This window comes from Owariibacterium komagatae (genome assembly GCF_045865535.1).
Classification (GTDB): Bacteria; Bacillota; Clostridia; order Oscillospirales; family Ruminococcaceae; genus Ruthenibacterium; species Ruthenibacterium komagatae.
The window spans coordinates 787,740-809,183 of the sequence record NZ_AP031406.1 but is presented as its reverse complement, the minus strand read 5'-3'; the positions used below and the strand labels follow the sequence as shown (position 1 = coordinate 809,183).

The following is a 21,444-nucleotide window of genomic DNA, read 5'->3' as shown; positions in this document are numbered from 1 at the left end:
GCTTCCTCCCTTACAAATTGCTGTACCCCATCAGCGATTGGTCCACCGCCCGGGCGGCGTTTTGACCTTCGGCAATGGCCCAGACCACCAGTGATTGACCGCGCCGCATATCGCCTGCGGCAAACACACGGGGATTGGCGGTCCGATACGTTTCGCCGTCTGCGGCGACATTGCCGCGGCTGTCCAGCGAAAGACCGAAAGAATCCGGCAGATAGAGTTCGCTGCCTAAAAATCCGGCGGCAATCAGGACCAGATCCACGGGCAGCATTTCCTCACTTTGGGGCACGGGCTTCATGCGAAGCCGGCCGTCCTCCTGACAGGGGGTCAGCGCAGTCAGAACCGCCCCGCAAACGGCTCCGCGGTCGTCTTTGCAAAACTCGGTCACAGTGGTCTGATAACGCCGGGGGTCCTGCCCGGAAAGAGCGGCGGCCTCCTGCTGTCCGTAGTCGGTTTTCAAAACACGCGGCCATTCGGGCCAGGGGTTGGAGGCACTGCGCTGCACAGGCAGCGGAGGCATCATTTCCAGCTGTGTCACAGACTTCGCCCCCAAACGGAGAACCGTGCCCACACAGTCGTTGCCGGTGTCTCCGCCGCCGATAACCAGGACCCGTTTTCCCTGGGCAAGTTCCAGCGGCATCTGCTGGAAATCGCTGTCCAGCAGGGCGCGCGTGACGCGGGACAAAAAGTCCACTGCGAAGGAAATTCCCTTTGCGTCCCGGCCCGGCACCGTCAAATCTCTGGGGCGGGACGCACCGCCTGTCAGCAAAACGCGGTCGTATTCTTCGAGAAGCTGCTCGCCGGAAACATCCCGGCCCACATCGACTCCACAGCAGAATCGGATGCCGGCGTCTTCCATCCAGCGGATACGGCGCTCGACCAGATGTTTGTCCAGCTTCATATTGGGAATGCCGTACTGCAGCAGTCCGCCGGGCCGGTCGCTGCGTTCGTACACGGTGACACGGTGCCCCCGCTGGTTCAGGCGAAGCGCGGCAGCCAGACCGGCGGGGCCGCTGCCGACCACGGCAATGCGCTTCCCTGTGCGGACCGGGGGCTCACCGCTGCCAACCAGCCCGTTTTGAAACGCGTATTCAATCATTTGCCGTTCGTTTTCTTTAATGCAGACAGCCCCGTCATGCACACCGCAGGTGCAGGCGGCCTCGCACAAAGCCGGGCACACCCGGGAAGTAAACTCCGGCAGGCAGTGGGTTTGATTCAGGCGGCGGTAAGCCTGTTCCCATTTCCCGCGCCAGATAAGGTCGTTGGTTTCGGGAATCAGATTGTGAAGCGGACACCCCGATACCATGCCGTTCATCATAACGCCGGACTGGCAGAAAGGAACGCCGCATTCCATGCAGCGACCGCCCTGCAGACGCTGCTGCTCCCGGGGCAATGCATCGTGAAATTCGCAAAAATCTTTCAGCCGCTCCAGCGGCGGGCGGGAAGGTCCTTCTTGTCTGCGATAATCCAAAAAACCGGTGGGTTTCCCCATAACAGGCTCCTCCTTTACTGTGCGTGGGTGCTGGCGTAAAACGCCTCGATCTGAGCGGATTCCCGGTCCATGCCCTGTTTTTCGAACTGGGCAGACAGCTGAAGCATCCGCTTGTAATCACCCGGAATGATTTTTTTGAATTTGGGAAGATATTCTTCGAAGGCCTCCAAAATCCGTTTGGCTTTCGGAGAACCCGTGGCCTGAAAATGAGCGCGGATCATGGACTGCAGTTCTTCGCGGTCAAATTTGGTGTCGACGCTCTCCATCAGGACCATCTCTCGGTTGAGGTTGCGATACAGTTCGTTCTTTTCGTCCAGCACATAGGCCACGCCACCGCTCATGCCGGCGGCAAAATTCTTCCCGGTGGGCCCCAGAACCACCACACAGCCGCCGGTCATATATTCGCAGCCGTGTTCGCCCACTCCCTCTACCACTGCGCGTGCACCGGAATTGCGCACACAGAAGCGCTCGCCGGCCAGGCCGTTGATATAGGCGGTACCCGACGTGGCACCATACAGCGCCACATTGCCCACAATGATGTTTTCTTCGGCGGAGAAGGGCGCATTGGCGGGCGGGAAGAGAATCAGTTTCCCGCCGGACAGCCCTTTCCCGAAATAATCGTTGCTGTCGCCGCATAGCGACAGGGTCAGACCGCGGGGAACGAATGCGCCGAAACTTTGGCCGCCCGCACCGATGCAGGAGAGATGAATGCAGTCTTCGACAAGACCGTCCGGATGCTGGCGGGTGATCTCGGCACCCAGCAGTGTTCCGAAAGCACGGTCTGTGTTCTGCAGGTGCACGGTTTTATGACAGGGAGCCTGGTTGGAAAGCGCCTCGCGGATATCCGCATCCTGCAGCAGCACGGCGTCATCCTTTGTCTTTTCCAGGTGGAAATCGTACGCGAAGGCCGGGTCGAAAGTCACCGGCGCATCGGTGGGCCGGGCGAGAATCGCGCTGAGGTCCAGTGCCGGGCCGTCCGGCCGGACAGGTGCGGGCTTCAGCAAATCGGTGCGGCCGACCATTTCGTCCAGCGTTCGAACACCCAGTTTGGCCATGTATTCCCGCAGCTGCCGGGCCACAAAGAGCATAAAGCGTTCTACATATTCCGGTTTGCCGCAAAAGCGTTTGCGCAATTCGGGATTCTGGGTTGCGATGCCCATGGGGCAGGTGTCCAAATCGCATACGCGCATCATCACGCAGCCCAGTGTTACCAGCGGTGCGGTGGCAAACCCGAATTCTTCGGCGCCCAGAAGCGCAGCGATGGCCACGTCCCGGCCGCTCATCAATTTGCCGTCGGTCTCCAGAATGACCCGGCGGCGCAGGCCGTTGCGAACCAGCGTCTGGTGTGCTTCGGCCAGGCCCAGCTCCCAGGGCAGGCCGGCGTTGTGGATGGAACTGAGCGGCGCCGCGCCGGTGCCGCCGTCATGCCCGGAAATCAGGATGACCTGTGCGCCCGCTTTCGCCACGCCGGCGGCCACCGTGCCCACCCCTGCCTCGGACACCAGTTTGACGGAGATGCGGGCATAGCGGTTGGCGTTTTTCAAATCGTAAATCAGCTGTGCCAGATCTTCAATGGAATAAATGTCATGATGAGGCGGCGGGGAAATGAGGCTGACGCCCGGTGTGGAGTGGCGTGTTTTGGCGATCCAGGGATAGACTTTCCGACCGGGAAGGTGGCCGCCTTCGCCGGGCTTGGCGCCCTGCGCCATTTTGATCTGCAACTCCTGCGCACTGACCAGATAGCGGCTGGTCACGCCGAACCGTCCGCTGGCAATCTGTTTGATAGCCGAACTGCGGTTATGGTCCGTCCCGGCAGACAAAAGACGCTCGTCGCTTTCACCGCCTTCGCCGCTGTTGGATTTGCCATGCAGGTGATTCATGGCCAGGGCCAGCGCTTCGTGAGCTTCCTGGGAAATGGAGCCGTAGGACATGGCGCCTGTTTTAAACCGCCGCACGATGGAATCCATGGGTTCCACTTCCTCCAGGGGAACCCCCTGCCGGGGAAAAGCAAAGTCCATGCAGCTGCGCAATGTGCCGGCATGTTCATCGTCCACACAGCGGGTGTATTCCTGGAAAAGCTCATAATTGTCTTCCCGGGTGGCACGCTGCAACAGATGGATGGTCTGCGGATTATAGCGATGGTGCTCTCCCTGGCTGCGCAGCTTGTGCTTTCCCACAGAAGGAAGGGCCAGATCCACCGGCAGGCCCAGCGGGTCAAAGGCCCGGGAATGCTGCGCCTCAGTGTGAGCGGCAATTTCTTTCAGCGTCAGTCCGCCGATTCGGCTGGTTGTCCCGGTGAAATAGGCGTCAATGACCTGCGGGGCGATGCCAAGCGCTTCAAAGATCTGGCTGTCCTGATAGGACTGAATGGTGGAGATGCCCATTTTGGATGCGATTTTGACGATGCCCTGCAGCACCGCGTGATCGTAATCTTCCACGGCTGCATAGTAATCTTTTTCAAGCAGGCCTTCTTCCGTCAGCTGGGCAATGGCGGCGTGGGCCAGGTAGGGATTGACCGCGCAGGCGCCATATCCCAGCAGCGCCGCAAAGTGATGGACCTCCCGCGGCTCGCCGGACTCCAGAATCAGAGACAGAGCCGTACACTTGCGCGTTTTGACCAGATGCTTGTGCACGGCGGAGACTGCAAGCAAAGAGGGAATCGCCACGTGGTTTTCGTCCACGCCCCGGTCGGACAAAATCAAAATATTGGCGCCGGCGCGATAGGCTTTGTCTACCTCAAGAAAAACTTTTTCCAGAGCCTGATCCAGCGGTGTGGTTTTATAAAACAGAATGGAGACGGTGGCCACCTGAAATCCGGGCCGCTTCATATGCTTGATTTTCAGAAGATCCAGATCGTTGAGAATAGGATTTTCGATTTTCAGCACCCGACAGTTTTCAGGCCGACGGTCCAGCAAATTTCCGCTTTTTCCTGCGTATACCGTGGTGGATGTGACGATCTTTTCCCGGGCTGCATCAATGGGCGGATTGGTCACCTGGGCGAACATCTGCTTGAAATAGGCGAACAACGGCTGATATTCCCGGCTCAGAACCGCCAGCGGCGTGTCCGTTCCCATGGCGCCAATGGCTTCGCTGCCGTTGAGCGCCATGGAAAGAACGGTTCCCCGCGTCTCTTCCCAGGTGTAGCCAAAAGCTTTCAGAAGGCGGGCGCGTTCCTCACCTTCCAGGGCAGGCACCCGCTCATTGGGGACATGCAGCTGCCCCAGCCGGACAAGGTAGCTGTCCAGCCACTCTCCGTAGGGCAGCGCGCCCGCATAGAATTCCTTCACATCTTCGTCGTTGAGAACCATGCCTTTCTGCGTGTCCGCCAGCAGCATTTTACCGGGGTGCAGGCGCTCTTTTTTCAGAATCTGCGCTTCATCCAGCTCCAGAACACCCACTTCTGAAGAGAGAATCAGGCGGCCGTCCGCAGTGATGCAGTAGCGGGACGGCCGCAGACCGTTGCGGTCCAGCACGGCCCCCATCACATCACCGTCGGAAAACAGGATGGAGGCTGGGCCGTCCCAGGGTTCCATCATGGTGGCATAGTATTGGTAAAAGTCGCGGCGCTCCTGCGAAAGGGTTTCGTTGTGGCTCCAGGGTTCCGGAATGGAGATCATGACAGCCAGCGGAAGGGGCATACCGCACATCATCAGAAATTCCAGGGAATTGTCCAGCATGGCAGAGTCCGAACCGGATGGATGGATCACCGGAAAGACCTTGCTCAAGTCCTGCGAAGAAAACGCTTCGGTGTGCAGCGTTTCCTCCCGGGCCAGCATTTTATCGACATTTCCGCGAATGGTGTTGATTTCGCCATTGTGAACAATGAGCCGGTTGGGATGTGCCCGCTTCCAGCTGGGTTCGGTATTGGTGGAAAACCGCGAGTGAACCATGGCGATGGCCGAGGTGAAGTCCGGCGCCTGCAGGTCTTCAAAGAATGTGCGAAGCTGCCCCACCAGAAACATACCCTTGTAGACAATGGTGCGGCTGGAGAGCGAGGCAACGTAGCTGCCGCTGTTGCTGTGCTCAAACACCCGGCGGACCACATACAGCTTTCGGTCAAACGCAAGCCCGGCGGGAATGGTTTCCGGTCGCTCTATAAACCCCTGCACAATGGCGGGCATACATGCTTTCGCCTTGCTTCCCAACACTAGGGGCGACACGGGTACGGTGCGCCAGCCGAGAAAGCGCAATCCCTCTTTTTTGACGATCACCTCAAACATTTTCTGTGCCTGGGTGCGCGCGTGCTCCTGCTGCGGGAAGAAAAACATGCCAACACCGTATGAGCGCTCTTCCCCAATGGAAATGTTCTCTTGGGCACAGACGCGGGCAAAAAATGCGTGGGGGATTTGGACCAGAATGCCGACTCCGTCTCCGGTGGCACCGTCTGCGTCTTTGCCGGCACGATGCTCCAGGTTTTCCACGATTTTCAGCGCGTCAGTGACAATAGCGCGGCTTTTCCGGCCGTGAATATCCGCTACGGCGCCGATGCCGCAGTTGTCGTGTTCCATCTGGGGGCAATACAACGGATAGAGGTTTTGGTCTTTCATAATCGGCCTCCTTGCCTGCATGAAAAAAGGCGTCAAAGGAGCCCCGGCCGCAAAAAGCCGAAGGTCCTTTGACGCCTTTGTCAAAGATACAATGTTCGTGTTTATGCGTTAAACTATACAGCTTTTTGCACGGGTTTGTAAAGGGGCAAAAAAAGAATTGTCATTTTGCGAAAATTTAAACCGAAACAGACAGGAATATTCGGTTGTTTTGTGAAAAAAGTCTCTTTTATTACTTTAAAGCAAATCGCCGAAAACCGGATTTTGGGACATGTATAGGGAGTTGACAACTGAAAAAAAGCGAGTATACTACACAGCATAAAGCAACGGCGCTTTGGGATGACCCGAGGCGCCGTTTCGTTTTATCCGAAAAACGCACGGGTGGGAAAAGGTCCGTTTCGCGTCGGCATTTTGGAAAGGAGCATTGTTATGGACAAACGAATTCCGGAACTGTATGGAAGCCTTGTGTTCAACGACCGCATCATGCGCGAAAAATTACCCAAGGATGTGTATAAGGCGCTGCGAAAGACCATTGACAACAATCTGCCGCTGGAGTTGGATGTCGCCAATTCCGTAGCGGTAGCGATGAAGGAGTGGGCGGTGGACAACGGAGCCACACACTACACCCACTGGTTCCAGCCGATGACGGGCTTCACCGCTGAAAAGCACGACAGTTTTATCACGCCTGTGGGCAGCGGTCAGGTCATCATGGATTTTTCCGGCAAAGAGCTGATCAAGGGCGAGCCGGATGCTTCCAGTTTCCCTTCCGGCGGCCTGCGCGCCACCTTTGAGGCTCGCGGCTATACGGCCTGGGACCCCACATCTCCGGCCTTCATCAAAGACGGCACGCTGTACATTCCCACGGCGTTCTGTTCCTACAGCGGCGAGGCTTTGGACAAAAAAACACCGCTGCTGCGCTCGATGGAGACGCTGAGCCGCGAGGCGGTCAAGGTTTTGCATCTGCTCGGCCACCCGGAAGTGTCCAACGTCTCCACCACCATCGGGCCGGAGCAGGAGTATTTTCTGGTGGACCGGAAACTGTACGAACAGCGCAAGGACCTGATTTTTACCGGCCGTACGCTGCTGGGGGCCATGGCACCCAAAGGGCAGGAGATGGAAGACCATTACTTCGGCGCACTGCGGCCCCGTGTGGCGGCATTTATGCACGATCTGGATGAAGAGTTGTGGAAGCTGGGCATTCCCGCAAAAACCAAGCACAACGAGGTGGCCCCGGCTCAGCACGAACTGGCGCCGGTGTTTGATACTGCCAACGTGGCGGTGGACCACAACCAGCTGACCATGGAAATGATGAAAAAAGTGGCGGATAAGCATGGTTTGGCCTGTCTCCTTCACGAGAAGCCCTTTGAGGGCATCAACGGCTCCGGCAAGCACAACAACTGGTCCATTCTCACCGACACCGGAGTGAACCTTTTGAACCCCGGCAAAACACCCAGCGAAAACACGCAGTTTCTGGTGTTCCTGCTGGCGGTCATCAAAGCGGTGGATGAATACGGCGATCTGATGCGCGTATCCGTTGCCAGTGCGGGCAACGACCACCGCCTGGGCGGCAACGAAGCGCCGCCCGCCATTGTTTCCATTTTCCTGGGAGACGAGCTGACGGCTGTGCTGGAAGCCATTGAAAATGACAGCTATTTTGACAAGCAGAAGAAAACTCCCATGGAAATCGGTGCGGCGGTGATCCCCCGTTTCTTCAAAGATTCCACAGACCGCAACCGCACCAGCCCCTTTGCCTTTACCGGAAACAAGTTCGAGTTCCGGATGCTGGGCTCCTCCCTCTCGGTGTCCGGACCGAACATTGTTTTGAACACGGCGGTAGCCGAGGCCCTGCGCCAGTTCTATGAAGAGTTGAAGGATGTGCCTTCGGATCAGATGGACGGTGCGGTGCATCAGCTTTTGAAGCGCGCTATCATCAAACACAAACGAATCATCTTCAACGGCAACGGCTATACCGAGGAATGGGTGCAGGAAGCTGCACGCCGCGGCCTGGACAATTTGGTGTCCACGCCGGATGCACTGCCCCGCTTTATATCTCCCAAGAGCATTGAGCTGTTTACCAGCCATCACATTTTCACCAAAGATGAGATCATGTCCCGTTATCTCATTCTGCTGGAAGGTTACAGCAAAACGTTGCACGTAGAGGCCAAGACGCTGCAGGCGATGATCCGCCATGAGTTTTTGCCGGCGCTGCTGGAGCAGATGGACAAAGTGGCGGTGTCGGTCCGCAACAAAAAAGCGGTGTTTGCGCATCTGGACTGCGGCGCCGAGGAAAAGCTTCTGACCCGGCTTTCGCAGGCCTACCAGAAGCTGGACCAGGAAGAGGAGTGGATGGAGGCCGACCTGGCCACAGCCGAAAAGCTGGAGGATGCTTTGGAATCCGCGCGGTTCTATCATGATGCGGTCCTGAAGCGCATGGATACGGTCCGCACAGTGGCGGATGCCGTTGAAGCGGATCTGCCCGATGGTGCGCTTCCGTATCCGAACTATGAGAAGCTGCTGTTTTCTGTTTAAAATTTAAAACAAAACAATCAACGCAAAGGCGCGTTCTCTGCCGGTGGCAGGGAGCGCGCTTTTGCGTTGGAAGGAGGAAGAACAATGTTGGAATATTCAGCGGTCAATACCATTTGGGTACTTGTGGGCGCGGTGCTGGTTTTATGCAGGCGGGCTTCGCAATGGTGGAAACGGGCTTTACGCGCGCCAAAAACGCAGGCAACATCATCATGAAAAACCTGATGGACTTCTGCATCGGAACACCGGTTTTCTTGCTGGTGGGGTTTGGTTTGATGTTCGGCGGCTCCGGTGCGCTGGTGGGGCGAATCGGCGGTCTGGCCAGTGAGGCAAACTACGGCACTTCCATGCTGCCGGATGGCGTTCCGTTTTTTGCATTTCTGATTTTCCAAACGGTGTTTTGCGCTACAGCGGCCACCATTGTGTCCGGCGCCATGGCAGAACGGACAAAATTTTCCGCATACTGCATTTACAGCCTCATCATCAGTCTGGTGGTCTATCCGGTTTCCGGCCACTGGATATGGGGCGGCGGTTGGCTTGCACAGATGGGGTTCCACGATTTTGCGGGTTCCGCTGCAGTACATCTGGCCGGCGGCGTGGCAGCCCTGATCGGTGCGTGGATCTTGGGTCCGCGCCTTGGCAAATACAGCCGGGACGGAAAACCCCATGCGATTCCGGGCCACAGCCTGACATTGGGCGCATTGGGCGTTTTCATTCTCTGGTTCTGCTGGTTCGGCTTTAACGGTTGCTCCACTGTGTCCATGAAGGGGCAGGCAATCGAGCTGGCGGGCAAGATTTTCGTGACCACCAACCTGGCAGCTGCGGTGGCTACCTGCACTGCCATGATCATCACCTGGATTCGCTACAAACGACCGGATGTGTCCATGACGCTGAACGGTACGCTGGCGGGGCTTGTGGCCATTACCGCCGGCTGTGACACCGTCAGCCCAACAGCTTCTGCTGTCATCGGCATACTGGCAGGTCTGACGGTGGTGTTCGGCATTGAATGGGTCGATCAGGTGTTGAAAGTGGATGACCCTGTGGGTGCTGTGGGCGTCCACTGTTTGAACGGCGCGCTTGGCACGATTTGTGTGGGGCTTTTTTCCGACGGAACCAGTACGCAGACCACAGGCCTGTTCCTGGGCGGCGGCTTCCACCTGCTGGGGATTCAGCTGCTGGGAGTGGCCGCAGTGGTTGTTTGGGTGGCGCTGACCATGGTAATCGTTTTCAAAGTAATTGAGCACACCGTCGGCCTACGGGTTTCCGCGGAGGAAGAAATTGCGGGTCTGGATGTGAAAGAACATGGTTTGGCCAGCAGCTATGCGGACTTCATCACCTGCGATCAGATGCCTGCGCTGGAAAGCGCTGCTCCGCAGACGCCTGCCCGCCGGGCAGAACCGGCTGCGGAAAGCGGAAAGATGAGCAAAGTGGTGATCGTCACACGGCAGAGCAAACTCAATGATTTGATGCAGGCCTTCAACCAAATCGGCGTGACGGGCCTTACCATCACCAATGTGCTGGGCTGCGGTACCCAGAAAGGTGCGACACAGTTTTACCGGGGCGTGCCCATGGAAATCAATCTGCTGCCCAAGGTCAAGGTGGAAGTGGTGGTCGGAAAAGTACCGGTCCAACAGATCATCGATACCGCACGAAATGTGCTGTATACCGGCCGCATCGGCGATGGAAAACTGTTTGTGTACGACATTGAAAACGTGGTGAAAGTCCGCACAGGCGAAGAGGAAATCGCCGCCTTGCAGGACACTTGTGAAGAATAAAACAACCGTTGACAAATCCTCAACCCTTGCTATAATATTCTGGTAGAATATTGAAAGAGGACAACGGCGTCCATCTTTTTGCCCGGTCGGGCAAAGGGGTGGGCGCCGTTTCTCATTTTGAAAAAAGACGAGGAGTGTGCGTAAAGAATGGCGGCAAAACACATTTTTGTAACCGGCGGCGTAGTGTCCGGGCTGGGAAAGGGCATCAGTGCGGCCAGCCTGGGACGGCTGCTGAAGCAGAGGGGGCTGAAGGTGGCGGCTCAGAAGCTGGACCCTTACATGAACGTGGATCCGGGGACCATGAGCCCCTACCAGCACGGCGAGGTGTTTGTGACAGAGGACGGTGTGGAAACCGATTTGGACCTGGGGCATTATGAGCGTTTTATCGATGAGGATCTGAACAAGCTGTCCAATTTGACCAGCGGACGGGTCTACTGGAACGTTCTGCACAAAGAGCGCGCCGGGGAATATCTGGGCCGTACGGTCCAAATCATTCCGCACGTGACCAATGAGATCAAGGCGTTTGTATACGGCATTGCGGATTACACGGGAGCAGACGTGGTCATCACAGAGATCGGCGGCACCATCGGCGATATTGAGAGCCAGCCATTTCTGGAAGCGATTCGCCAGATCAGCCGGGAGATCGGCCGTGAAAACTGCATGTTTCTGCATGTGGTCCTGGTGCCCTATCTGAAATGCTCCGGCGAGCACAAGACCAAGCCCGCGCAGCACTCTGTTCATGAACTGCAGAGCATGGGCATCATGCCGGATGTGATCATCGCCCGCTGCGACGAGCCGCTGGAAGACGGAATCTTGCAGAAAATTGCCGCTTTCTGCAATGTGGAGCCGGATTGCGTGATTGAAAACCGCACACTGGGCAGCTTGTACGACGTGCCGCTGATGCTTCATGCCGCACATCTGGACGACCTTGTCTGTCGCCATTTCGGCTGGGAAACGCAGCAGCCGGAGATGGCCGAATGGAAGGCGCTTTGCGGGCGCATTGCCACGTTGTCCCGGGAAGTGACCATTGCCATTGTGGGAAAATATGTGGAACTTCATGATGCCTATCTGTCCGTGGTGGAGGCGCTGTACCACGGCGGGTATGAAAACGACGCACGGGTGCGCCTGCGCTGGGTGGATTCCGAACAGCTGGATGACACAAACGTTGCCGAGCGGTTGGCCGGTGCGGACGGGATTCTGGTGCCGGGCGGTTTTGGACAGCGCGGAATTGAAGGGATGATCTGCACGGCGCGCTGGGCACGTGAAAACGGCGTTCCCTATTTTGGAATTTGTTTGGGAATGCAGATCGCCGTAATAGAAGCCGCCCGGGACCTGTGCGGATTGCAGGATGCCAATTCCCGGGAATTTTCTCCCGAGGCGGAGCACTGTGTCATCGATTTGATGGCTGACCAGAAAGGGGAAGTGCCCAAGGGCGGGACCATGCGTCTGGGCGCTTACCCGTGCCGCTTGCGGGAGGGCAGCCGGCTGCGTGGTATCTACGGATGCAGCGAAATTCGGGAAAGACACCGCCATCGTTATGAGGTGAACAACGACTACCGGGAACAGCTGGAGAAGGCGGGCGTCGTGCTCAGCGGTACCTCGCCGGACGGACATCTGGTGGAGGCAATGGAGTATTCCGCACATCCGTTTTTTGTGGGCGTGCAGTATCACCCCGAATTCAAAAGCCGTCCCAACAAGGCGCATCCTATTTTCCGCGCCTTCATTGCGGCGGCGCTGGAGCATGAGGATCGCCGGTGAAAAATGCGGCGCTTTGTCTTGACGAAACAGGGCGCCGGGACTATAATGAAGAACATGAAACAGCAAAGGCGCTGCGTTCTTCCCCAAGGGTGACGCAGCGTTTTTTTACTTTTAAGCATCTGTAAAGGAGGGGTTTCATGAGCCATACCCTGTCACAGCTTCTTTCCTTTATTGAGGAAAACGATACAAAGTTTATCCGGCTGGCGTTCTGCGATATTTTCGGTGTGCAGAAAAACATTGCCATCATGGCCAGTCAGCTTCCCCATGCGGTGGAAAAAGGGGTTTCCTTTGACGCATCGGCCATTCCCGGGTTTGCCAATGTGGCTGAATCGGACTTGTTTCTGGTGCCGGACCTGGATACGTTTTCGTTGCTGCCCTGGCGGCCCAGCGAGAGTTGTGTAGGCCGTTTTTTCTGCAATATCCGTTATCCGGACGGCCGCCCGTTTGAGGGAGACGGCCGGTATCTTCTGCAGCAGATGGAGCAGAAGGCCGCGCAGGCCGGTTACCGGTTTCTGCTGGGACCGGAGTGCGAGTTTTATCTGTTTGAAACCGATGAAAGGGGTCGCCCCACGCTGACGCCCTTTGACGAAGCAGGCTATTTTGATGTGGCGCCCATGGACCGTGGCGAAAATGTGCGGCGGGAGATTTGCCTGACCATGGAGGAAATGGGCATCCAGCCCGAGCGCAGCCATCACGAACAGGGGCCCGGTCAGAATGAGATCGATTTTCGTTGTGCGTCTCCTCTGCAGGCCGCTGATGACCTGATGACCATGCACGCAGTGGTCAAAGCGGTCGCGGCGCAGAATGGGCTGTTTGCCTCATTCCTGCCCAAACCGCTGCCGAGCAAAAGCGGAAGCGGGCTGCATCTGAATCTGTCCATTTTGAAGGACGGCAAAAATCTGTTTGAACATTTTGCGGAACATCCCGACCCGACGGCGGCTTCCTTTTTGGCCGGTGTGATGCGGCGCATGCCGGAAATCACCGCCTTTGCAGATCCGCTGCCTGGTTCTTACCGGCGTCTGGGCTGCTTTGAAGCGCCGGGTGTGGTCAGCTGGTCCAGTCAGAACCGATCGTCTCTGATTCGGGTCCCGGCGGCCCAGGGTGCGGACTGCCGAATGGAACTGCGCAGCCCGGACCCGGCCTGCAACTCTTACTATGTAACCGCGTTGCTGTTGGCGGCCGGGTTTGAGGGCGTGCAGGAAAAGCTTCCGCTGCCGGAACCGTCCAATTATGATGTGTACGCCCATGGACGGGAGCGCGGTCTGACACCGCTGCCCTCCAGTTTGGGGCAGGCGGTGGAACTGGCGCAAAAAAGTGCGTTTTTGCGCAGTGTGATTCCGGAGAAAATTTTGGAGAATTATCTTCAGCACAAGCAGCGCGAGGCTCGGGCTTACACCGACAGTGAAAAGCCGTATGATTATGAGCTTCGGCAGTACTTCAGCCGCGTATAACCGGCTGGGGAAGAGGGGGAGGTGAACAGGGTGCCAGGTGTGTTGATTGCGAGCGACCGACAGTATCACGAGGCCTTGCGGGCGGTTTTCGCTGCGGGCGGGCAGCCTGTTCGCTGCTGCACCAGTGCAGGAGAGGCGCGGCGCGCGCTCTGCGGCGGCGATTTTTCGTTGCTGATCGTCAATGCGCCACTGCCGGATGAATTTGGAAAGGATCTGGCTGCACAGGCGGTACACGACGGGATGGACAGTATTTTGCTGTGCGCTGCGCCGCAGGCGGACAAGGTGGCGGCGGGGCTTGAAAAGTACGGCGTTTATGTGCTTTCCAAACCGCTTTCCCGTCAGCAGGCGTTGTTTGCACTGCGGGTCATTCGAACCGGACGCCAGCGGATGCGCCGGGTGATGGAGCAGAATGCCCGGCTGACCAAACGGCTGGACGAAGCGCGCGTTGTGTCGCAGGCAAAATGTGCGCTGGCTCGCTGTCAGGGCATGACCGAGGAACAGGCGCACCGCGCCATTGAAAAGCGTGCAATGGATGAGCGCATTTCCAGCCGGGAGGCTGCGCTGGAAATTCTGAAGCTTTTTGAGACAACAGAAGATTGAAAAACAAACGGGCAAAGGCGCCCGCATGCGCAGAGAACACAAACTCTGTGCGCGCGGGCGCCTTTGCTCATTTTTGTAAGGGAGAGAGATACTATGAAAAAATTACCGCGTTACGTTCCCATCGATTACGCCCAATATGCGCCGGACATTCCCGACGAACAGCGCAAGACCTTTTACGGCCTGCCGCGGCAGGTGCAATTCTGCCGGGAATGCGTGATGAGTAATCAAAAACCAAACAGCTGTTATGAGTTTGAACATACCATTCATTCGCTGAAAAAAACCATGGTCATTCAGCAGGATGGCGTGTGCGATGCCTGTCATGCCTGTCACAACAAAGAGGGCAAGATCGACTGGGCTGACCGGGAGCGGCAGCTGCGGGAACTGTGTGACCGTTATCGGCGCACCGATGGCGGGTATGACTGCCTTGTGCCGGGAAGCGGAGGAAAGGACAGTTTTTATGCTGCGCATCTGCTGAAATACAAATACGGCATGCATCCGCTGACGGTCACATGGGCACCGCACATCTATACCCCCTGGGGCTGGAAGAACTTTGAGGCGTGGATCCACGCGGGATTTGACAACTATTTGTGCACGCCCAACGGGCTGACGCATCGCCTTTTGACGCGCCTTGCCACAGAAAATCTGTTCCATCCCTTTCAGCCGTTTATTCTGGGTCAGAAGCAGCTGGCCCCCAAAATGGCTGCCAAATTCGGCATTCCTCTTGTGTTTTATGGTGAAAACGAAGCGGAGTTCGGCAACCCGATTGCGGACAACGACTCTGCGCTGCGGGACGAGCACTTCTTTTCCACCAATGATTTCGACCATATTTACCTGGGCGGCGTCTCTCTGCGCCAGCTGGAAGAAGACTTCGGCATCGACAAAGCGGATCTTGCGATTTATCTGCCCTGCGAGACCAGCGATGTGGAGAAAAACCATATCCAGGTGCACTATATGGGCTATTATGAAAAATGGCATCCGCAAGGCGCCTATTATTACAGCGTAGAGCACGGCGGCTTTGTGCCCAGTCCTGAACGCACGGCGGGCACTTATTCCAAGTACAATTCCATCGACGATAAAGTGGATGATTTTTTCTATTACACCACCTACATCAAATACGGTGTGGGCCGTTGCACGTACGACGCAGCGCAGGAGATTCGAAACAAGGAAATCACGCGGGACGAAGGGGTGGCGCTGTGCAAAAAGTACGACGGCGAATTTCCCATGCGCTTCGCGGATGAGGTGTTCCGCTATCTCTCCATCGACAAAGAGCATTTTGGCCGTGCGGCGGATTGTTTTGAACAGCCGGAGATGGATCTTGCTTACTTCATGCATCTGGCAGACCGCTTCCGTTCGCCGCATTTGTGGCAGTACAAGGACGGACGATGGAGTTTGCGCCACACGCCTTTTGATGGAGAGAGTGCTTGCGGATACGGTGCTCCGCAGGAGGAAAAACCATGAGCCCCCGGCGTTTGCGCGTCATTGCGCGCCTGGATGTGAAGGATGCGTTCCTGGTCAAGGGCATTCAGTACGAGGGACTGCGCAAGCTGGGGGATCCCCATGACTTCGCGCTGCGTTATTACCAGCAGGGCATCGATGAACTGGTGTATCTGGATACCGTGGCAAGCCTGTACAACCGCAGCAACCTCTCCGGAATATTGGAGCGTACGACCCGGGATGTATTTATTCCCATCACGGCAGGCGGCGGCGTGCGCAGCGTGGAGGACATGGCGGCACTGCTGCGCGCCGGTGCCGACAAAGTGGCGGTCAACACCGCCGCCTTGCACGACCCGGAACTGCTGACCCGGTGTGCCCGGGCGTTCGGCCGACAGTGTGTGGTTTTGAGTATTCAGGCAAAACGCTGTGCCGGCGGCTGGGAGGCCTATTATGACAATGGCCGGGAACACTCCGGCCGGGATGTGATGGAATGGGCGCGGGAAGGTGCCGAGCGCGGTGCCGGGGAAATCTTGCTCACCAGCGTGGACCGGGAAGGGTTTCAGAAAGGAATGGATCAGGACCTGATTGCGGCGGTTACCGCACAGGTGGAGATCCCGGTCATTGCGGCCGGAGGGGCGCAAAATGCCGAAAGTCTGGCGCTGGCGGCTGAAAATGGAGCCGATGCGGTGGCGTTGGGCAGTGCACTGCATTACGGGAAAACAAGCATTCCGGAGCTGAAGCAGGCACTTCGAAACAAAGGGCTCGAGGTGAGAATATGAATGTGACGGTGATTGACTATGGCCGCAGCAATCTGCTCAGCGTACAGCGTGCGCTGGAATATTGCGGCGCCCAGGTAGATCTGGCGAAAGAGCCGGCTGAAATTGAAACAGCGGAAAAACTGGTTTTGCCCGGTGTTGGCGCCTTCGCGGACGGCATGGCAATGCTGGAAAAGACGCAGCTGGACCGTGCAATTCTGCAGAAAGTCCGACAGGGAACACCTCTGCTGGGCATTTGTCTGGGAATGCAGATGTTGTTTGAACAAAGCAGTGAAGGCGGTGTTTGCAAGGGCTTGGGGCTTTTGCCGGGCCGGGTGGAACATCTTCCAATGCAGGGGTTGGATGGTGAAGCGCTGAAATGCCCGCAGGTGGGCTGGAGCGCACTTCATTTTTTACCTGCAGCGAAAAACAGCGTCCTTCGGAATGTCCCGGCAGGCGGGCAGGCCTATTTTGTGCACAGTTATCACGCGGTGCCGGCCCGGGAAGACGACCGGCTGGCAGACGTACGATACGGCGGCGTCCGCGTTTGTGCGGCCGTGCAGAGAGACAACGTAATGGGGGTTCAGTTTCATCCGGAAAAAAGCGGTGAAGTGGGACTGTCCATTTTGCGCACTTTTTTACAAAGTACATTCATGTGAAAAAAGCGCCGGCATTAGCCGGCGCTTTTTTGTCCGGACCGAACGATCCGGTTATTCGGTATAAATCTGCTGACTTCCGCTGATGGCTTTTCCCAGATACGTGTCGATCCATTGCGAAGCAGCTGTAAGATCCCGGGCGCGAAGATAGGTATACAGCGTCTCGGTGTTGCGACAAAGGGCTTCGATGCCGTACAGCCGGCAGAAGCGCACCCACAGAGTGATGACAGGCGCTTTAAATGAATAATAAATCAGGGGGAGAATACTGTTGCCGCCCGCAAGGGCCAGTTCGTGCTGAAATTGGAAAGCAGTTTCCGCAGCCTGCGCGGCATCTTCCGAAGCGGCAAGCTTTTCCAGAATATCCCCCAGGCGGGCCAGCGACTCATCAGAAGCATGGCGGATGGCGCTTTCCACTGCCAGGTGCTCCAGCGCACGGCGCACTTCCAGAATCGAACGGATTTCGTCTTTTCCCAGCACGCCGCCGCGAAATTCCATGATGGCGATCAAAGTGCTCAGGTTTCCCTCACGGCGATAGTCCGCCACGCATGTGCCCTGCCGGGGGCGAACTTCCAGAAAGCCCTGGCCGGCCAACTCGGCCAGTCCGCCGTTGACCACGGCTCGGCTGACCTGCATCTGACGGGCAAGTTCCCGTTCGGGCGGCAGTTGTGTGCCCACGGGCAATTCTCCCGAAAGAATTTTTCCCTGAAGCTGCTGCACAAACAGATCTTTTAAGCTGGGGGCCGAAAGTCTGGTAAACTCCACAAAAAACACCTCTTTTGTAACATTGGCTATACCACATACCACAAGGCTATTTTATCATACAATTTGTCCAATGAAAAGAGAGGCTTTTGGGCTATTCCCCAAATTATACCAATGTTTATTGACGCTTTTTCACAAGAATGTTACTTTATTAACGAAGAGAAAATTGTGAAAATTTTGTGTGAATCACTCTGGATAAGCCAGAATGAGAAGAGGAGAGAACGCGATGGATGAAGTGAAAGTTCTGCAGGTCAAGCAAAGCGTGTTTGCGGCCAATGACCGGCAGGCGGATCAGCTGCGGGCGCAGCTGAAGAAAAAAGGCATCTTTTTGCTGAATCTGATGTCGTCGCCGGGGTCTGGCAAGACCACTACGCTGAAACGGACGATTGAGATGTTGGGCGGTGAATTCCGTATCGGGGTGATGGAGGCGGACATTGATTCCGATGTGGATGCCCGCGCTATCGCGGTCACCGGCGCCAAGGCGATTCAGCTGCACACGGGCGGCATGTGCCATCTGGATGCGGAGATGACCCGGCAGGGGCTGGAAGGACTGGATGCGGACGATGTGGAACTGGCCATTCTGGAAAATGTGGGCAATTTGGTGTGCCCGGCCGAGTTCGATACAGGCGCAGTAAAAAATGCCATGATCCTTTCCGTGCCGGAAGGACACGACAAACCGTTGAAATATCCGCTGATGTTTTCTGTGTGCGATGTGGTGCTCGTCAATAAAATGGATGTAATGCCGTATTTCGATTTTGATTTGGACCAATGCCGCGCATACGTGCAGATGCGCAATCCCAATGCGGTGGTAATTCCCATTTGTGCCAGAACGGGCGAGGGAATGGGGCCGTGGATCGAGTGGCTGCGCAGCCAGATTCTCGCCTGGCGCGCGGATGATTTTGCGACAGAGAAAGTAGAGGTATGAAATGAGTCAGACACATTTTCCGCTGGATGAAAGCAAATTGTCTTTTTCCATTCCGAAGGATGAAAAGCCGCGGGAAAAGATTATGAAACTGGGACAGATGATTACTGACCGTGTGCCGGCCAAGCTGCGTCCGCTCACAGCGGAGGACCCGGAATATTGGGGCCTGGCAGGGCTTGTAACCGATGAGATGGCGGATGTGGCGTTGAAAATGAAAGTGCGCAAACCCATGACGCTTCCGCAGCTGGTCAAAGCGACGGGGAAAAGTGCCGAAGAACTGGAACCGCTGTTGTATCAAATGAGTTACATCGGCCTTCTGGAGTACAACTGGGAAAACGAGCGCCGAGAAAAACAGTATGTTCTGCCCATGTTCGTGCCGGGCAGCGCCGAGTTTTTCAACATGCAGAAACACCAGATCGATGAGCATCCGGAAGTAACTGCCTTTTTTGAGCGAATGACCTTTTTGCCGCTGGAGCACATTACGGCGATGGTGCCGCCGGGCGGTGCGGGCATCGGCATGCACGTCATTCCGGTGGAAAAGGCCATCGAAACGGAAAATCAATCTGTGGACATCGAGCACATTTCCCATTGGCTGAAAAAATACGACGGAAAATATGCTGCGAGTCCCTGTTCCTGCCGCATGTCCCGCGCGAAGCTGGGAGAGGGGTGCGGTGATGACCCGGAAGACTGGTGCATCGGCGTGGGAGATATGGCTGATTACCTGGTGGAGACCAAGAAAGGTCATTATGTGGATTATGACGAAGTGCTGCACATTCTCAAGCGCGCAGAGGACAATGGTTTTGTGCACCAGATCACCAACATCGACGGTGAAAACAAAATTTTTGCCATCTGCAACTGCAATGTAAATATTTGCAATGCACTGCGCACCAGCCAGCTGTTTAATACGCCCAATATGAGCCGCTCGGCCTATGTGGCAAAGGTGGAGACCGAAAATTGTGTGGCCTGCGGGCGCTGCGTGGAATACTGTCCTGCGGGCGCTGTCAAGCTGGGGCAGAAGCTGTGCACGAAAAACGGCCCGGTGCAGTATCCGCGCAAGGAACTGCCGGATAAAATCAAGTGGGGGCCGGAGAAGTGGGACATCGATTACCGGGACAAAAACCGGATCAACTGCTATGACACCGGCACGGCTCCCTGCAAAACGGCGTGCCCTGCGCACATTGCGGTTCAGGGGTATCTGAAAATGGCGGCCCAGGGCCGTTACCGGGACGCGCTGGCGCTGATCAAGAAAGAAAATCCCTTCCCGGCGGTTTGCGGGCGTGTGTGCAACCGGCGCTGTGAAGATGCCTGCACTCGCGGGACCGTAGACCAGGCCGTGGCCATTGACGCGGTGAAAAAGTTTATCGCGCAGCAGGACCTGAATGCACAGACGCGTTATGTGCCGCCCATTGTGCCGCCTTCCAACCGGGGCGGATTTGACCAGAAAATCGCAGTGATCGGCGCGGGTCCGGCCGGACTGTCCTGCGCGTATTATCTGGCGGAAAAAGGATACCGCCCCACGGTCTTTGAAAAGAATGAAAAGCCCGGCGGTATGCTGGTATACGGAATTCCTTCTTACAAGCTGGAAAAAGATGTGGTGGCGGCCGAGGTGGACGTTCTGCGTCAGATGGGCGTGGAAATCCGCTGCGGTGTGGAAGTTGGCCGCGACGTGACGCTGGATGAACTGCGCAAACAGGGATATCAGGCGTTCTACGTGGCCATTGGCTGTCAGGGAGGACGCCGTGCGGGCGTTCCCGGCGAAGAGGCGGCGGGCGTGATGACTGCGGTCGAGTTCTTGCGCAACGTGTGCGCAGACGAACATCTGCGTGTGCAGGGCAGAGCGGTGGTGATCGGCGGCGGCAACGTGGCCATTGATGTGGCGCGCTCCAGCCTGCGGTGCGGAGCACAGCAGGTGGAGATGTATTGTCTGGAACAGCAGAATGCAATGCCCGCATCAGCCGAAGAAGTGTCCGAAGCGCTGGAAGAGGGCGTTTTGCTGAACTGCGGCTGGGGCCCCAAGGAGATTCTCACCGACGGCGGAAAAGTGGTGGGTGTCGTGTTCAAGCGCTGTGTGTCCGTGCTGGATGAGGCGGGCCGTTTCGCGCCTGTATACAACGAAGAAGAAACCATGACCGTTCCCTGCGAAAATGTATTTTTGAGCATTGGCCAAAGCATCGAATGGGGCGAGTTGCTGCAAGGATCGCGGGTGGAATTGGCAGGCGGCGGCCGCGCGAAAGCGGACGCGCTGACCTATCAAACCGCCGAACCGGATGTTTTTGTGGGCGGCGATGTTTATACCGGCCCCAAATTTGCCATTGATGCCATTGCGGCGGGCAAGGAAGGCGCGGTCTCCATTCACCGTTTCGTACAGCCCAACACCAGCCTGACCATTGGACGGAACCGACGGGATTTCAAGGAACTGAACAAGGCAGACGTTGTTCTGGAAAGCTACGATACTTCTTCCCGGCAGGAGGCGGGCATGGATGCGTCTATCGATGCGGCGCGTTCTTTCCGCGATGCCCATAAAACACTGACCGAGGAGCAGGTCCGCAAGGAGACGGCGCGCTGCCTGGGATGCGGCGCTTCGGTGGTGGACCCCAACAAGTGTATCGGGTGCGGAATTTGCACCACCAAGTGCGAATTTGACGCGATCCGCCTGCACAGAGATTTGCCTGAATGCAGCAAGATGGTTCGCACAGAAGATAAATTCAAGGCGATTCTGCCCTATATGATCAAGCGGGAGATCAAGATTCGCTTCGGCAAGAAGGAACCGTGAGC

At 56.8% G+C, this 21,444-nt stretch carries 12 protein-coding genes and 1 pseudogene; 10 read left to right on the top strand and 3 right to left on the bottom strand.

Translation table 11 applies throughout. The features are described from left to right. Positions 1-10: 10 nt before the first annotated feature. Positions 11-1,489, bottom strand: coding sequence for a glutamate synthase subunit beta (locus ACKTS9_RS04065; RefSeq protein ID WP_407879106.1), 1,479 nt, complete (start codon positions 1,487-1,489; stop codon positions 11-13). A gap of 14 nt (positions 1,490-1,503) precedes the next feature. Next, positions 1,504-6,036 carry a glutamate synthase large subunit gene (gene gltB / locus ACKTS9_RS04060; RefSeq protein WP_407879104.1) on the bottom strand — a complete coding sequence of 1,511 codons (4,533 nt, stop codon included), beginning with the start codon at positions 6,034-6,036 and terminating at the stop codon, positions 1,504-1,506. Positions 6,037-6,462: 426 nt separating this feature from the next. Between gltB and ACKTS9_RS04055 the strand changes: the two genes are divergently transcribed. From ACKTS9_RS04055 to hisH, 8 genes and pseudogenes are all read left to right on the top strand, one after another. Next, positions 6,463-8,562 carry a glutamine synthetase III gene (locus ACKTS9_RS04055; RefSeq protein ID WP_407879102.1) on the top strand — a complete coding sequence of 700 codons (2,100 nt, stop codon included), beginning with the start codon at positions 6,463-6,465 and terminating at the stop codon, positions 8,560-8,562. Between the two features lie 87 nt (positions 8,563-8,649). Then, positions 8,650-10,334, top strand: a pseudogene (locus ACKTS9_RS04050) (ammonium transporter). 147 nt (positions 10,335-10,481) lie between these two features. Continuing rightward, positions 10,482-12,092: a CTP synthase gene (locus ACKTS9_RS04045; protein ID WP_407879099.1), complete on the top strand. Its 1,611-nt coding sequence runs from the start codon at positions 10,482-10,484 to the stop codon at positions 12,090-12,092. 137 nt (positions 12,093-12,229) lie between these two features. Beyond that, complete coding sequence (locus tag ACKTS9_RS04040; RefSeq protein ID WP_407879097.1) at positions 12,230-13,543, top strand: glutamine synthetase family protein; 1,314 nt, start codon at positions 12,230-12,232, stop codon at positions 13,541-13,543. A gap of 30 nt (positions 13,544-13,573) precedes the next feature. Then, positions 13,574-14,143: an ANTAR domain-containing response regulator gene (locus tag ACKTS9_RS04035; RefSeq protein WP_407879095.1), complete on the top strand. Its 570-nt coding sequence runs from the start codon at positions 13,574-13,576 to the stop codon at positions 14,141-14,143. 93 nt (positions 14,144-14,236) lie between these two features. Continuing rightward, positions 14,237-15,601 carry an N-acetyl sugar amidotransferase gene (locus ACKTS9_RS04030; RefSeq protein ID WP_407879093.1) on the top strand — a complete coding sequence of 455 codons (1,365 nt, stop codon included), beginning with the start codon at positions 14,237-14,239 and terminating at the stop codon, positions 15,599-15,601. Then, positions 15,598-16,356, top strand: coding sequence for an imidazole glycerol phosphate synthase subunit HisF (gene hisF / locus ACKTS9_RS04025; protein WP_407879091.1), 759 nt, complete (start codon positions 15,598-15,600; stop codon positions 16,354-16,356). Before ACKTS9_RS04030 ends, hisF begins: the two co-directional genes overlap by 4 nt. Then, the gene (gene hisH, locus ACKTS9_RS04020; RefSeq protein WP_407879089.1) at positions 16,353-16,991 is read left to right on the top strand and encodes an imidazole glycerol phosphate synthase subunit HisH; all 639 of its coding nucleotides are present in this window, start codon (positions 16,353-16,355) and stop codon (positions 16,989-16,991) included. The genes hisF and hisH overlap by 4 nt, the downstream gene beginning before the upstream one ends. A 51-nt stretch (positions 16,992-17,042) precedes the next feature. On the opposite strand, the gene ACKTS9_RS04015 is transcribed toward hisH, so the two are convergent. Beyond that, the gene (locus ACKTS9_RS04015) at positions 17,043-17,750 is read right to left on the bottom strand and encodes a FadR/GntR family transcriptional regulator (RefSeq protein ID WP_349216834.1); all 708 of its coding nucleotides are present in this window, start codon (positions 17,748-17,750) and stop codon (positions 17,043-17,045) included. 223 nt (positions 17,751-17,973) lie between these two features. Here ACKTS9_RS04015 and hypB point away from each other — a divergent pair, with 223 nt between their 5' ends. After that, positions 17,974-18,672: a hydrogenase nickel incorporation protein HypB gene (gene hypB, locus ACKTS9_RS04010; RefSeq protein ID WP_349216833.1), complete on the top strand. Its 699-nt coding sequence runs from the start codon at positions 17,974-17,976 to the stop codon at positions 18,670-18,672. Position 18,673: 1 nt separating this feature from the next. Further along, entirely contained in the window at positions 18,674-21,442 is a 2,769-nt protein-coding gene (locus ACKTS9_RS04005) for an FAD-dependent oxidoreductase (RefSeq protein ID WP_349216832.1), read from the top strand. Positions 21,443-21,444: the final 2 nt, after the last annotated feature.

What these genes read in the sequence shown, in the direction of transcription:
- ACKTS9_RS04065 (WP_407879106.1), bottom strand. Translation starts at nt 1,489, where the DNA reads ATGGGGAAACCCACCGGTTTTTTGGATTATCGCAGACAAGAAGGACCT.
- gltB (WP_407879104.1), bottom strand. Translation starts at nt 6,036, where the DNA reads ATGAAAGACCAAAACCTCTATCCGTTGTATTGCCCCCAGATGGAACAC.
- ACKTS9_RS04055 (WP_407879102.1), top strand. Translation starts at nt 6,463, where the DNA reads ATGGACAAACGAATTCCGGAACTGTATGGAAGCCTTGTGTTCAACGAC.
- ACKTS9_RS04045 (WP_407879099.1), top strand. Translation starts at nt 10,482, where the DNA reads ATGGCGGCAAAACACATTTTTGTAACCGGCGGCGTAGTGTCCGGGCTG.
- ACKTS9_RS04040 (WP_407879097.1), top strand. Translation starts at nt 12,230, where the DNA reads ATGAGCCATACCCTGTCACAGCTTCTTTCCTTTATTGAGGAAAACGAT.
- ACKTS9_RS04030 (WP_407879093.1), top strand. Translation starts at nt 14,237, where the DNA reads ATGAAAAAATTACCGCGTTACGTTCCCATCGATTACGCCCAATATGCG.
- hisF (WP_407879091.1), top strand. Translation starts at nt 15,598, where the DNA reads ATGAGCCCCCGGCGTTTGCGCGTCATTGCGCGCCTGGATGTGAAGGAT.
- hisH (WP_407879089.1), top strand. Translation starts at nt 16,353, where the DNA reads ATGAATGTGACGGTGATTGACTATGGCCGCAGCAATCTGCTCAGCGTA.
- hypB (WP_349216833.1), top strand. Translation starts at nt 17,974, where the DNA reads ATGGATGAAGTGAAAGTTCTGCAGGTCAAGCAAAGCGTGTTTGCGGCC.
- ACKTS9_RS04005 (WP_349216832.1), top strand. Translation starts at nt 18,674, where the DNA reads ATGAGTCAGACACATTTTCCGCTGGATGAAAGCAAATTGTCTTTTTCC.